This window comes from Heyndrickxia acidicola (genome assembly GCF_001636425.1).
In the GTDB taxonomy this organism is placed as follows: Bacteria; Bacillota; Bacilli; order Bacillales; family Bacillaceae_C; genus Bacillus_AE; species Bacillus_AE acidicola.
Genome location: NZ_KV440953.1, coordinates 2,074,414 through 2,088,174, shown reverse-complemented (window position 1 = coordinate 2,088,174; position 13,761 = coordinate 2,074,414). Strand labels below are relative to the sequence as shown.

The 13,761-nt window shown below is 40.0% G+C and carries 13 protein-coding genes and 1 pseudogene; 12 read left to right on the top strand and 2 right to left on the bottom strand.

The genetic code is table 11. The features are described 5' to 3' along the window. Position 1: 1 nt before the first annotated feature. Both A5N88_RS09750 and A5N88_RS09745 read left to right on the top strand, forming a co-directional pair. The gene (locus tag A5N88_RS09750; protein ID WP_066265266.1) at positions 2-742 is read left to right on the top strand and encodes an SDR family oxidoreductase; all 741 of its coding nucleotides are present in this window, start codon (positions 2-4) and stop codon (positions 740-742) included. A 117-nt stretch (positions 743-859) separates the two neighbouring features. After that, positions 860-1,690 carry an SDR family oxidoreductase gene (locus tag A5N88_RS09745; protein ID WP_066265264.1) on the top strand — a complete coding sequence of 277 codons (831 nt, stop codon included), beginning with the start codon at positions 860-862 and terminating at the stop codon, positions 1,688-1,690. Positions 1,691-2,600: 910 nt separating this feature from the next. Here A5N88_RS09745 and A5N88_RS09740 read toward each other — a convergent pair. Continuing rightward, complete coding sequence (locus A5N88_RS09740) at positions 2,601-3,149, bottom strand: TetR/AcrR family transcriptional regulator (RefSeq protein WP_066265262.1); 549 nt, start codon at positions 3,147-3,149, stop codon at positions 2,601-2,603. A gap of 220 nt (positions 3,150-3,369) precedes the next feature. On the opposite strand from A5N88_RS09740, the gene A5N88_RS09735 reads away from it, so the two are divergent. From A5N88_RS09735 to A5N88_RS09710, 7 genes are all read left to right on the top strand, one after another. Next, positions 3,370-4,125: a carboxymuconolactone decarboxylase family protein gene (locus A5N88_RS09735; RefSeq protein WP_066265260.1), complete on the top strand. Its 756-nt coding sequence runs from the start codon at positions 3,370-3,372 to the stop codon at positions 4,123-4,125. Between the two features lie 25 nt (positions 4,126-4,150). Continuing rightward, positions 4,151-4,555 (top strand): cupin domain-containing protein, encoded by a 405-nt coding sequence (locus A5N88_RS09730; protein WP_066265258.1) that lies wholly within the window; start codon positions 4,151-4,153, stop codon positions 4,553-4,555. Between the two features lie 115 nt (positions 4,556-4,670). Next, positions 4,671-5,534, top strand: coding sequence for an aldo/keto reductase (locus tag A5N88_RS09725; RefSeq protein ID WP_066265257.1), 864 nt, complete (start codon positions 4,671-4,673; stop codon positions 5,532-5,534). 204 nt (positions 5,535-5,738) lie between these two features. Continuing rightward, positions 5,739-6,182, top strand: a complete 444-nt coding sequence (locus tag A5N88_RS25810; RefSeq protein ID WP_232317556.1) for an MFS transporter — start codon at positions 5,739-5,741, stop codon at positions 6,180-6,182. 247 nt (positions 6,183-6,429) lie between these two features. Continuing rightward, on the top strand, positions 6,430-6,789 hold the full coding sequence (locus A5N88_RS25805; RefSeq protein ID WP_232317555.1) for an MFS transporter: 360 nt from the start codon (positions 6,430-6,432) through the stop codon (positions 6,787-6,789). Between the two features lie 109 nt (positions 6,790-6,898). Then, entirely contained in the window at positions 6,899-7,081 is a 183-nt protein-coding gene (locus A5N88_RS09715; RefSeq protein ID WP_066265256.1) for a cyclophilin-like fold protein, read from the top strand. Positions 7,082-7,401: 320 nt separating this feature from the next. After that, positions 7,402-8,628, top strand: coding sequence for a Bcr/CflA family multidrug efflux MFS transporter (locus tag A5N88_RS09710; RefSeq protein ID WP_066265248.1), 1,227 nt, complete (start codon positions 7,402-7,404; stop codon positions 8,626-8,628). 835 nt (positions 8,629-9,463) lie between these two features. Here A5N88_RS09710 and A5N88_RS09705 read toward each other — a convergent pair. Further along, entirely contained in the window at positions 9,464-10,306 is an 843-nt protein-coding gene (locus tag A5N88_RS09705) for a YihY/virulence factor BrkB family protein (RefSeq protein ID WP_066265246.1), read from the bottom strand. 88 nt (positions 10,307-10,394) lie between these two features. Here A5N88_RS09705 and A5N88_RS26535 point away from each other — a divergent pair. From A5N88_RS26535 to A5N88_RS09690, 3 genes and pseudogenes are all read left to right on the top strand, one after another. Further along, positions 10,395-10,574: pseudogene (locus A5N88_RS26535) on the top strand (arsenical-resistance protein); the annotation flags it as partial. A 220-nt stretch (positions 10,575-10,794) separates the two neighbouring features. Beyond that, positions 10,795-12,693 (top strand): S53 family peptidase, encoded by a 1,899-nt coding sequence (locus A5N88_RS09695; RefSeq protein ID WP_066265242.1) that lies wholly within the window; start codon positions 10,795-10,797, stop codon positions 12,691-12,693. A 463-nt stretch (positions 12,694-13,156) separates the two neighbouring features. Then, positions 13,157-13,528 carry a DUF956 family protein gene (locus A5N88_RS09690; protein ID WP_066265240.1) on the top strand — a complete coding sequence of 124 codons (372 nt, stop codon included), beginning with the start codon at positions 13,157-13,159 and terminating at the stop codon, positions 13,526-13,528. The last annotated feature ends 233 nt before the right edge of the window (positions 13,529-13,761 follow it).

Sequence of the window (13,761 nt, the reverse complement as noted above, 5' to 3'; positions counted from 1 at the left end):
TATGTCTAACATTAAAGATAAAGTAGTTGTAATAACAGGTGCCTCTAGTGGAATAGGAGAAGCTGCTGCAAAAGAACTCGCATCTAAAGGCGCAAAGTTGGTTTTAGCAGCTCGCCGTGAAGACCGTTTAAAGAAATTGCAAGAAGAGATTCAGAAAGATGGCGCTCAAGCCATTTATAAGGTAACAGATGTAACATCTCATGAACAGATGGAAGAGTTGGCAGAGATAGCTCTAAAAGAGTTTGGGAAAATTGATGTTTTAGTCAACAATGCAGGAGTTATGCCACATTCATTTCTTTATAAGAAAAAAGTAGATGATTGGAACAAAATGATAGATGTAAACATTAAAGGCGTACTATATGGTATTGCTGCCGTTCTTCCTGCCATGAGAGAACAAAAATCAGGTCATATTATTAGTGTTTCTTCTGTAGCAGGACACGTTGTGGGAGCTGGGAGTACTGTCTACGCTGGAACGAAGCATGCTGTACGTGCAATATCGGAAGGTCTTCGTAAAGAAGAGGCTGGAAACAATATTCGCTCTACTATTATCTCACCAGGAGCAGTTGCGACAGAATTAACAAATTCAATTACTGACATGGATTTGAAACCAGGAATAGATAAAATTTATGAAGGTGCGATTGCTGCCGACTCAATAGCCCGTGCTATTGCTTTTGCTATTGAACAGCCAGCTGATGTTGCGATAAATGAAATGATCATCCGACCTACATCACAAGATCGGTAATATAAATTATTGCTCGCTTTAATGTGATTAACTTTAAAAGAGGTTTGTGCACTCAAATTATTAATTAGACCATAATAAAGTAAATTGATCCTAGAATAGAAGTAAGGAGGACATACAATGAATGAAGTTGTACTTTGGACTGGCGCTGGACAGATTGGCATGGCAATAGCTAGAAGAATCGGTTTTGGTAAGAAAATTATTGTTGGTGATAAGAACTTGGATAATGCCAAGGCTATTACAAAAATTATGGTTGAAGCCGGGTTTGATGTGGTACCTGTCGAAACAGATATTTCTTCCAGAGAATCTATTTTAAATTTGATTGCAGAAGGTCAGAAGTATGGTGAAATCACTGCTCTTATCAATGCAGCCGGCGTGTCACCTAGTCAGGCACCTATTGAAATGATTTTGAAGGTGGATTTGTATGGAACTGCAGTATTGCTGGAGGAAGTAGGCAAGGTCATAGCTCCTGGAGGCGTTGGTGTGACAATTTCCAGTCAGTCTGGACATAGAATGCCTCAATTGGGAACTGAAATTGATGAGCAGCTGGCAACGACACCAACTGAAGAACTTCTTAGTTTGGAAGTCCTTCGACCAGAAAATATCAAGGATACGTTGCACGCCTATCAAATGGCGAAACGGTGCAATGTGAAGCGAGTTATGTATGAATCTATACGTTGGGGGGGAAAAGACGCTCGTATCAATTCTATTTCTCCAGGGATTATCGTAACGCCATTGGCTATAGACGAGTTCAATGGTCCAAGAGGAGAGTTCTATAAGAATATGTTTGCCAAGTGTCCTGCTGGACGTCCAGGGACAGCTGATGAGGTTGCAAATGTGGCTGAGCTGCTGATGATGCCGTGGGGAGCATTCATCACCGGTTCTGATTTCCTAATTGACGGCGGAGCGACGGCTTCTTATTTTTACGGACCACTAAAACCTAAAGAATAATGAAGGAATTTCAAAATGTCGTCTATTAGATCCTTAACGAGATTCAACTGCTATTATTGAGGCCAGGTTGGTTTACCTATGATGATGAAATTAGTTAAGGATCTATTATAAAGGCGATCATTTAAAGAACATGGCGTATCTTGTAAGAGTAATGCAGACTTGGTTGTTAAATTGGAAACACCGGTATTGGGAATTCGGAGTAGCTTAAGTGAATTTCAATTAACCTTTTTTTATTAAGGGGTTAGCTTTTAACGTTTTTTTCAATGTCATTACTCCTTCTTCAGCTTTCCAACTAATGAAGGCCTGCGGTCCCTGTTCTTCCAAGGATGCAGGCCTTTTTTATTTTTTTTGTGGATTACTTGAATTCACAGTTAAAATAGAGTTTGCTTACAAGAATACTAGTTAGTATAGAAGAGATACAGACCTGGCAATCGCTCAGGACAGCCGTGCGGTTTGTCATTACCCGGGCAGGAGGATCGCATGCTGATTCCGGCTAAATCATTTGGAAAAATGGTCTGATGTCCTTGTGTAACAAGGGTTTTGGGCTATTAGCGTCATCCCTCATTTTCAATTTTACTTTATGAGAGGGTCTGCTCACATTTACTCACAAAATAGGCTTTTGTTACGCTAACGGGGGAGCATCCCTTAATTAATGAAAATGAGGTTTAATAAAAAATAACCTCAAAATAGAATGAGCGGGTTATTTATTTATATTTTTTATTACATCAATTGGATGTGGTACATACGGCTCTTCAATAAATGAAATTTCTTCAGAAGTTAGCTTAACAGATAATGCACCTATAGCATCTTCTAAATGAGAGATTTTTGTGGCACCGATAATAGGAGCCGTTACGTCTAGTCCTATTGATATGGAATCAGGTTTTTTAATGGGCTTGGAACATTTGATAATTTACTCAAAATTCCTATCTAATAATACCCCCGTTTGTTCAGCCATAACACGAGCTGGCAAAGGCCTTCCATTTTTAAACCACCATTCAACTGCTCCAACAACCGCTGAACCAAAAAATTGAAGAATAACATCTTCACTTAATCCTTGATTTTTTCCTTCGCTCGTCTCCACGTCAGGTTTAAACTCTTCGACGACTAAATCAAGAAAACGACTACGAAAATACGGTGCACCTTTACTCACTAACATTGTTGAAAAAAATAAATAATGACGCTCAAAGTATTCGTACCAGACATAATTACCTTCTTGAAACGTCATCTCAGATGCCGATTGGCATAGTTCTCGGAGATTATCCATATGTTCCTCAATCATCTTATCCAGGAGGTCGTATTTATCTGTGTAATGAAGATAAATGGTTCCTCGATTAACATCTGCTCTATCAGCAATATCCTGAATGGTAATGTCGTCAAAACTTTTTTCAGACATCAGTTCAGTTACAGCATTTTTTATCGCTACTTGGCTTTTGGCTATTCTTCTGTCTACCCTAGACAATTTAATTCACCAGTCTTTCTAAAGATAATCAACAATTTTAGTTGATTTGTTGAATAATCAACGAATTGCGTTAATTTAACCATTGAAAGTATGAATGGCTTTTTTATAATTATAAACAGATGTTGATTAATCAATCAATATCAATTTTCAAATCATCAGTTTAGTTATTTTTAAATCTAAATCTATAAAAGTAAATTTACTTTAAACAGGAGGCTTAATTATGGAGCGTGTTGAAAAGAGCAAAGAAAAATACAAACAGCTTTTTGGAAATGGAGTGCCTGCTGCCTCTGCTACTGACCCTGATTTTCAGGACATACTGAGCCGCTTCATCTTTGGGGAAGTTTTCTATCAAGGTAATCTTAATGACAAGCAACGTGAACTTATCACTCTGGTTGTTCTTGCTACAAACCAGACGCTGCCTCAACTTAAGGCCCATGTAGGTGCCGCACTTAACGCCGGGCTTTCACCTGTAGAAATCAAAGAGGCTGTTTACCAGTGCGCCCCGTATATTGGATTCCCAAAAACGTTAAATGCCATCCATGAAGTAAATGAGGTTTTCAAAACGAAAAATATCACTTTACCAGTTGAAAGCCAAAAGACTGTAGAGGAAGAGAATCGTTTTGAGAAAGGACTTGAAACTCAAGTAGAGATTTTTGGTGATGTCATTGCAAAAATGCAAGAGAACGCCCCGGCAAATCAAAAGCATATTCAAGAATATCTTTCCTCTTTTTGCTTTGGAGATTTCTATACCCGTGGAGGACTTGATTTGAAAACACGGGAATTGCTGACTCTTTGTATTATAAGCACGTTGGGCGGTTGTGAAAGTCAAGTAAAGTCACATGTGCTGGGTAACAAAAATGTAGGTAATGACAAGGAAACATTAATCACCGCCATCACCCACTGCCTACCATATATGGGATTTCCGAGAACACTGAACGCATTAGCTTGCGTTAATGAAATTATTCCTGAAAACTAAAATAAAATTTATTGGAGGAATTAAAATGGCAAAACACGAAGAAGTAAAAAATGGCGTTATTTTCCCAGCGGGTGAAAAAAATCCTTTTTCACAGTTTTTTGTGGGACAAAGTTATCTTAAAGGACTAGTGGCTGATCCTAAAGTCAACGTTGGTGTTGGGAATGTGACTTTTGAACCAGGATGCCGAAATAACTGGCATATCCATCATGATGGATTTCAAATTTTATTGGTAACTGGTGGCGAAGGATGGTACCAAGAAGAAGGAAAACCAGCTCAATTTTTAAAAGCTGGCGATGTTATAGTTACTCACGATGGTGTCAAGCACTGGCATGGTGCTACAAAAGATAGCTGGTTTGTACACATTGCAATCACTGCAGGGAAGCCGGAATGGTTAGAGCCAGTCGATGATGAAACGTATAGTAAATTATAAAAGTTAACGCATTGAATCAATTCATTGGATACGTTTCTCCACATGTCCAAAATTTATAAAATGTAAAGTCAATAAGATACCGCAAAAAATGTAACAAGGCAAAGGAGACAAAAACATGATGAACGAAACATACAAATTATCAAATGGTGCAGAAATTCCAAAATTAGGTCTCGGTACCTGGCTGCTTGACGATGCTCAGGCAGCACAGGCAGTGCGTGATGCGGTATCGATCGGATATCGTCATATTGATACTGCCCAGGCTTATATGAATGAGAAAGGTGTAGGTGAAGGAATCCGTTCCTGCGGTGTCGCAAGAGAAGAACTTTTCATCACGACAAAGGTTGCGGCAGAAGCAAAGAACTATAATGCAGCTGCGCAGTCCATTGATGAATCTTTGAAAAAGCTGGGACTAGATTACATTGACCTTCTGATTATTCACAGCCCACAGCCTTGGGTGGAATTCCATGAGGAGAACCGTTACTTCGAGGAAAACAAAGAAGTGTGGAAAGCAATGGAGGATGCTTATAAGACAGGCAAGGTAAAGGCAATTGGTCTTTCTAACTTCCTTCAGGCTGATGTAGAGAATATTCTAGCAAGCTGTGAGATCAAGCCGATGGTCAATCAGATATTGGCACATGTGAGCAATACTCCTTTGGAACTAATTGAATTCTGTCAGAAGAATGACATCCTAGTAGAAGCATATTCACCAATTGCACACGGTGCCGTCCTTGATAACGCAGAGGTTAAGGTAATAGCTGATAAGTATGGGGTATCTGTTGCACAGCTTTGCCTGCGTTATGATATCCAGCTTGGTCTCGTAGTAATTCCAAAGACGGCAAATCCGGATCACATGAGAAACAATGCAGAGCTTGATTTTGTTATTAGCGATTCAGATATGGAGACATTGAAGAATGTAGAGCACATCCAGAATTATGGTGAGCATAGCTTCTTCCCGGTATTTGGCGGGAAATTAAAATAAATAGGTAATGAATGGAAGACTGCCAGATTCTGCTTAGATTCGTCCAACAAACAATCTATCTAAAATACCTGGCTATAAATGAAGTGATTTTTCTCCCAACAGTAGCCCTGTTGTAATGCTGCATTAGGGCTTTTTCTCAACAAAATAAGTGTATAGGGAGATTTCTAGAGGGGTGAAAATATTAAAAACACCTGGGAAATTTACTTGCTTGCCCTTATTACTTTCATGGTCAGTACATCAGAGTACGTTATTGCAGGCATTTTGGATAAAGCTGCTACCTCGAATCATGTTTCGGTAGCGATGGCAGGACAGCTAATCACCGTATTTGCGATTGCTGACGCCATTGGTTCTCCCCTCGTTGTGATGGCGACGACAAAACTGAATCAGCGTAAGTTATTAATGCTTTCTCTATGTTTAATGGTGCTCGGCAGTGTGTTGACATTTTCCCTTACAGGCTTCGGTCTTCTAATCGTATCAGGCATTATACTTGCCTTAGGAAGTGGGGTCTTTGCTATTGCTGCGAAGACTACAGCAGTAAAGTTAGCACCGCCCGAAAAACAAGCTGGAGCGATGGGTACTGTGATACTTGGGTTTAGTGCAGCCATTATCCTTGGTGTGCCAATAGGTCGTGTCATAGCTACTGTATAAAATTGGAAGTTAATCTTCGTAGGAATTGGCGTTCTAAGTGTACTAGCCATTTTGGTTATCATACGAACCATTTCTGCTCTTGATAATGGGGCAGCTATCCCTCTAGGTAAACAACTTTCCTATTTAAAGAACTCGAAAATCTTAATGGGCCTTGGAGTCACGTTCTTTTGGCAGTTAGGGTATGGGGTGATGTATAGCATATATTGCCCCGTTCCTCCTCACTGTTTCACCCTTGAAGAGCAGTAATGTGAGCAGTGCCTTGTTTGCCTTTGGTATCACCACTTTAATAGGTTCTAAGTTTGGTGGATTTATGACGGATCGAATTAGTAACCCCCAAACGCTTGTGGGGGGATTGGTGGTCCATTATTTAGCTCTTGTCTTACTCTCTACCGTCGCCAAATCAACTTTAGTTGCCATCCCGTTGCTTATGTTCTGGTCCTTCTCTGCATGGTCATCTGGACCGGGTATGCAGTATAACCTGGTTTGGCTTGCTCCAGAAGCTTCCGAAATCATGCTTAGTTATATGGCTATTTATACAGTTAGGCATAGCTGCTGCGGCAGGAATTGGGGGTATTGCCGTAAAGAGCACATCCGTACTAGCGGTTAGCTGGATTTGGGCCGCATCAGTGGCCATTGCTGCCATTATGACATTGTTATCTTTTCGTCTTACTAGTAAAGTGGCGAAATACGAGAAAGTGGTTCAATGAGGAGGGACTATGAGCAGTATAAAAATGAGCTTTCACAACGAGGAAGTAATCGTGAAAATGTATGATACTCCAACTAGCGAAGATTTTTTATCATTACTTCCATTAACGTTAACTTTCGAAGATTATGCAGGAACTGAAAAAATGAGCAATCTGCCAAAAAAATTAACGAAAGAAAAGGCACCTAGGTTGTGATAAAGGGAATGTTTGCAGCTAATAAAAAAGCCCTTTTTTTATATGGGCAAAAGCGCATAGGCAGACTAATCCCATTAAACAATTTTTATTAATATCATTCAATAACAAAAATGTTTTTAAAAATGATTTTACTAAAATAATAGCCTAGGGAAAAGGCACTTCTTCGTTCACAGGCGCTGTCGCTTTTCTTATATGATATTTAATTGTTTACCATCAGGCAAGGTTCCGGTTATAATGAAGGATATTGAATTTCGGTTCTCGAAACATTTGTGCTTACGTATTGAGGATGAAAAAATTAAATAAAGAAAGGCGAGAGCAACTTGGATAAATCTAGCAGAAAGAAACGACTGCAGCTTGCTGTGCTTTTGGGATCTCTGGGAATTCTGGGTCCTTTTACAATCGATACGTATTTGCCGTCCTTTCCTACAATTGTAAAAGATTATCATACGACCGCTTCACTGGTTCAGATTAGTTTGACATCCTGCTTATTGGGTCTTGGCTTAGGGCAATTAGTCATTGGTCCATTAAGTGATGTGAAAGGACGCCGGAAACCTTTGTTGTTTTTCCTTTGTTTATACATTCTAGCATCCCTTACATGCTCATTTTCACCCAATATCTATTTCCTTATTGGATGCCGATTTGTGCAAGGGTTCGCAGCGTCAGGTGGAATTGTCATATCAAGGGCAATCGTAAGAGACCTTTATACAGGAAAGGAACTGACAAAGTTCTTTTCTTTAATGGTGTTAGTAGGGAACCTCGGACCAATCCTTGCTCCGATTGCCGGAGGAGCAATCCTTGCTTTTAAGGATTGGAATTGGGTTTTTATTGCACTGGCATGTATTGGAATCATATTGATCTTTACCGTTTCGTATAAGTTAAAAGAGACGCTTCCAACTGAAAAGCGTGTCCCGAGTAATTTGCCTTATGTATTAAGCAATTTTGGCACATTATTTAAAAATAAAAAGTTCATGGGCTATGCATTAACTCAGGGGTTTATCACTGCCGGTATTTTTGCCTACGTTTCTGGTATTCCGTTTGTCTATCAGAATGTTTACGGAGTGACCCCCCAACAATTTAGTCTTTTGTTTGGGGTCAATGGGTTGGCTTTAATCATTGGGAGTCAGTCAGTCGGCCGCTTAACGGACACCATTTCGGAAGGGACTTTCCTGAAAATAGGTCTGGGGCTTGCGAATGTGTCAGGTTTATGGTTATTGATCGCACTCTTACTAAAAGCCCCGCTTATCGGTGTCGCTATCCCGGTTTTCTTCTTTATATCTTCCATTAGTATAATCGGAACGTCGTCTTTCACCTTGGCCATTCAGTCGCAAGGACATATGGCGGGCAGCGCGTCTGCCTTATTGGGGGTATTGCCTTTTGTCATGGGCTCTCTATCTGCCCCGCTAGTAGGGATTGGCGGAGCCTACACAGGAGTTCCAATGGCCGCCATCATTTTTGGTGCCAGCTTTTTGGCTTTCCTTTGTTATTTCACCCTGGTAAGAAAAAGCAAATCCCAGGAGACGCTTTTGATGGTCAATCGGAAAGCTTGAAAAATATGAAATGATATGATTTTTTGCTGGTATAGTGTAAAAAACCGCATGAAATACTTATGTACCCTGTTGAATCAGGGTATAAACGTATATAAAAAAAGGATAGAAACGAGCATTTCATTACTGCTCATCTATCCTTTTTATTTTGAATATTAAGCCCCAATTGTCCCTAGTTCCATAGGCTGTTTTTTGCTGCTTATTAACGAAGTATTAAAAAGTTTGAATTTTTTATCTACCCATAACTAGTATGGGTAGATAAAAAAATCGAAAGAAAAGAAACATCCAATATATGGTATTATTCACCTCTATAGGCATTTACAGTTCTTTCTTCATATTCCGGAACAATGCGATTTAAAAAACAATCAAGTTCCTCTGCATACTCTTTTTGCAAACCTGTTTGTCTCACTATCCCCCCATTTTTTTCACTTTACCTTTTTCACTTACATCTAATCCTTCTCACTTGAAAGTCATTTATTGATTCACATAAATCGGTTAACATAAATGGTTTAACAACTTTTTAGTCATGGGAAGTTTGCTAGGATTTACATAGGACTGCACTATCCAACTGATGTCATCGGGGCAATGATTGTAGGTATTATATCTAGTAAAATAATGAGAAGAAATTCAAAATTCATTTTGCCGATTTCTACTTTTTCGTGAATGTATATAAATTCAGACCAAAAAAGATTTAATAAAAATCCCTGAGAAAATGGTAAATCTCAGGGATTTCACAAAATGAAATATACGGACTTATTAAGGATATTTTAGAGCATGTACCTGATAAGAGAGAAAATTGAACAAATAGAAAAATAAATCCTATGCTTTGTTGTGGTTGTTAATCCTTATATGATGGGCGTATTCCACGAACACAATCAACAGTCACACATAGTTCCATTCCAAACAAAAAGAGGACGCTCACAATATAGATCCAAAACGTGACCAGTGTTGTAAACGCTAGTGTCCCATAAATCAATTCGTAATTCCCTAAATGGTGTGTATAAATAACGAACAACTGGCGTCCAACGTCAACGCCTATTGTTACCACAGTCGCTCCTGTCAACAAAGCTTGCGTCGAGAGGGTTGCCGAAGGGAGAATCCGATAGCAGAGAAAGCAGGTTACGAACATGACGAACAAGAAGAACGTCCGTGACATGGAGTGCACAATGTGAACCCACTCGAATCCATCAAAATTTGCGATACTTGTGACGACTTCTGGTGAAACCGCAGATACAAGCGAAGACACGAGGATCAACACAAGCAAAAAAACCAGCATCACGAACCCAATCACGTACTGCTTAAAAAAGGAACGGTGTTTACGTACCTCACAGATAGTGTCGAGCGTCGTTTGTAAAGACAGGAAGCCACCAATAGCCGCCAGCAGCATTCCACCTATGCCCATTACCCCCACCGTAGTGCGGAATTGCGTTAGATGATCGATGGTGGTCGTAACAAATGATTTGCCTTTCGGCAAGGAAGGGATAAATGATTGAAACAGATGATCGAGAAAGTGCTCAACAGCAGTACCATTAATAAAAAGAGACGCAAAAAAAATCAACAGCAACGTAAGAGGGATCGTGGAAGCAAATCCGAAATATGCAATGATGGAACCTAGATACATAATATTGTGATGAAAGATGCCTTGAATCAGAGTTTTGAAAAAAAATTTTACTGTCTGCACTTGAAACAAACCTTCCCTAATATTCTGCCTATATAGTTTGTGCGAACGGGTCCCAAACAATGCAAAGGGGAGTCGAGAAAAATGAATAATACGGAAAAAACACCTCTCCTTTCTGGATTGGTACTAACCCTTGGCATTTTCCTAGCCAAGGCAGTAGAAATAGGTATTGGGATTGTTTTTTTCAGGTTTTGCGAATGGATTGAACAGTTTAAAGATAGGAACTACGTCCATTCCACTAGCAATAGGCTTAATCTTAATAATGTACCCCACTTTCACGATCGAAGTAGCTTTATTTGAATGATCAAATACACCTGTAAATTGAATCAAGTCAAAATGCTAAAGCAAAATCACAACTGTCAAAAGGCGAACCAAAGCGTCGAAACACGTCAAAATTTCTTTCTTGACCGCACTGTGTCTATAATCCTATAATTTTATTGGAATATTTTAAAATTCGAAATATTCTAATATGATATTGAAGGGGATATGATATGAAAAAAAAGAAAAAAATGACAGCAGCATTGGCTGCTACGGCACTTGTTTTCAGCCTTGGGACAAGCACCTCATTTGCCGCCGCCACAACGAATCAATCCGTGTCACAAGGTGTTGGTTCTGCTGTGCTGAACAACGCCCAGTATTTTGGCGACGCTGATCCAAATTCACAAGTCACCGTTGATTTTGTATTCAAAGTACAACACCAAGACCAATTGGCACAGTACATAACGGATACCACTACGCCGGGGTCAAAAAATTTCCGTAACTATTTAACGCCAAGTCAGTTTCAGCAAAAGTACGGGGCATCAAATGGGGCAATTAATCAATTACAAAAATATTTAAATGGCTATGGCATCACCGATATCAAAGTCTATCCTGACAATCTGATTGTTACAGTTACAGGAACCGTTGCTCAATTGAACAAAGCTTTGTATGTAGAAATCCAACGAGCCGAATATAAAGGGAAAACGTTCCATGCATCCAAATCCGATCCAAAACTTCCGATGGACGTTGCACAAAATTTGTTGTGTGTACTTGGACTCACAAACTACTCGAATTTAACAAGTCAAGCCGTGAAAGAGTCGGGGGATCTTACATCTTCTCCGCAAGCCAACTCTGCAACGCCGACAGGTAATACACCGCTTGATTTAGCGAAACATTACAACGTAAACCCATTATACGAAGCAGGTGCAACGGGTGCTGGACAAACGATTGGAATCGTAACACTTGCGGATTTCAATCCAAGTGATGCGTATAGCTTCTGGGATCAACTCGGCATTAAGTATAAACCAAATCGTGTCAACCGAATTTTAGTGGATGGTGGTTCACAACTTGGAGCTGCCTATGGTTCGGATGAAACAGACTTGGACGTACAACAATCGGGCGGGCTTGCTCCACAAGCAAATGTAAACGTGTATGTCGCGCCTAACACGGACACAGGGTTTGTAGACGCATATGCAAAGGCAATCAATGACAACCAGGCGCAATCCATATCTGCCAGCTGGGGTGAAAGCGAAACTATCATTCAAGCAGCTGTGAATTCGAACTATGAAACGCCTGCATATCCATATGTCTTTAATGAACTATACATGCAAGCGGCAGCGCAAGGACAAGCTACATTTGCTGCATCAGGGGATTCCGGTGCGTATGCAGCTGAGCGTGATTTGGGGACGTTCGATCTTTCGACGCTTAACCCATCGGATAGCCCGTATATCACGGCAGCAGGTGGAACGACACTTCCGGGCTACACTCGGACACTCAATGGTGTGACCAGCCTTTCTGGCGACAATGAACGTGCTTGGGGCTATGACTATTATTTCCCAATCTTAGCACAGCTCGGCTACGTATTCCCGGATGGACACTACTTTGAAGGCGGCGGCGGAGGATTCAGTAAATTTTTCGCAACGCCGGATTACCAATTGAGTGTTAAAGGAGTCAACACATTCTCAGCGGTCAATCTCTTTACTTCAAGCTCTGATTTTACAAGCGTGACCAAAAACGACAATCCAAACGTCGTTACAGGAGGAACAGGTACAGGACGAAATATGCCAGACCTTTCGATGGATGCGGATCCACATACAGGGTATGGTGTGTATATGAATCTTCCTGATGCAACAGGTTGGGCAACATACGGCGGTACATCCTTTGTGGCTCCGCAGCTTGCCGGGCTCTCCGCACTCATTAACAGCTCGGTAGGACAACGAGTCGGATTTTGGAACCCACAAATCTATCGATTTGCACAACAGTCGGATTCGCCGTTTACCCCGTTAAACGATACCGGCACCACCAATGATAATGGTTACTATACCGGAACTGCTGGTACCATCTATAACCAAGCAACTGGTCTTGGTATCCCGGATGTCGCAGCGCTGGCGAAAAAGTTTGCCGGAAAGTAATCCCAAACTAAGACGGGTGATCCATTAGGGATCACTCGTTTTTCTTTATAAGGCAGAAACAAACTTTCTCAATTATTTCATATTGTAAAATACAATCACTTTGGCATCCGTCCTGCGTCTCACATACACACTGAATGTTTGGAACAAGACGGGAAACTCAGTTTACAGCAAATTTCTTTCGAAACTATAAGGCACATTACTGATGAGCCGGCTGCCATACCCGGATTTTTGTTATTCAACTAAACCAGTTAATAGTTTGTAAAAATGTTTAATAAAAGCTTTAAAAACAATATCCTACTGGACTCAGTGTGAATTTCGTCAGTTTTTTCTCTGAAGGGTGTTTAAATTAATTGGTCTATTATAATATTGAAGATAATGCTGGTACTCATCCTAATTATTTTTTGCTTAAAGTGATAAAATGCGTATAATAATTACTATTAAAGAGAGAAATGGAGTAAATCACATGGTACAATCAATCAATACAAAAGTCGATTTAGTTATTGATGCAACTTCACATATAGGAAGTACTAATTATGGTAAGATCATGATTGGAGACAAAGGATTTGAATTCTTCAATAGCCGTGATGCGCGGAAGTTTATTCAAATTCCTTGGGAAGAAGTTGATTACGTGATCGCTTCGGTCATGTTCAAAGGGAAATGGATCCCGCGTTATGCTATCCAAACGAAGCAAAATGGTACATATTCATTTTCTTCTAGAGAGCAGAAAAAAGTTTTGCGAGCAATTCGTGAATACGTTGATCCGAATCATATGGTCCAATCATTAGGTTTCTTTGAAGTAATCAAACGCGGTTTAAAGAGTAAATTTAAAAAATAATAGTTTTACATACAAGACAGGTAGAAGCTTGTCTTCTTTTGTTGGGACAATTCCGAAGTGGTTAACTGGTAAACGGTTACGAATTTAAAGAATTTCTTTTAACTTTGCACATAATGGTCATTCTTCGCCCTAATGAAGGCCTTTTCCAACTGTAATCTTACCGTAAAAAGGATTAAATTGGTCTCTACTCTAGACGGCTTGTCCAGCATCTCTGTTGTACGATTGAGAGAGTG

What these genes read in the sequence shown, in the direction of transcription:
- A5N88_RS09695 (WP_066265242.1), top strand. Translation starts at nt 10,795, where the DNA reads ATGAAAAAAAAGAAAAAAATGACAGCAGCATTGGCTGCTACGGCACTT.
- A5N88_RS09725 (WP_066265257.1), top strand. Translation starts at nt 4,671, where the DNA reads ATGATGAACGAAACATACAAATTATCAAATGGTGCAGAAATTCCAAAA.
- A5N88_RS09730 (WP_066265258.1), top strand. Translation starts at nt 4,151, where the DNA reads ATGGCAAAACACGAAGAAGTAAAAAATGGCGTTATTTTCCCAGCGGGT.
- A5N88_RS09750 (WP_066265266.1), top strand. Translation starts at nt 2, where the DNA reads ATGTCTAACATTAAAGATAAAGTAGTTGTAATAACAGGTGCCTCTAGT.
- A5N88_RS09735 (WP_066265260.1), top strand. Translation starts at nt 3,370, where the DNA reads ATGGAGCGTGTTGAAAAGAGCAAAGAAAAATACAAACAGCTTTTTGGA.
- A5N88_RS09690 (WP_066265240.1), top strand. Translation starts at nt 13,157, where the DNA reads ATGGTACAATCAATCAATACAAAAGTCGATTTAGTTATTGATGCAACT.
- A5N88_RS09715 (WP_066265256.1), top strand. Translation starts at nt 6,899, where the DNA reads ATGAGCAGTATAAAAATGAGCTTTCACAACGAGGAAGTAATCGTGAAA.
- A5N88_RS09745 (WP_066265264.1), top strand. Translation starts at nt 860, where the DNA reads ATGAATGAAGTTGTACTTTGGACTGGCGCTGGACAGATTGGCATGGCA.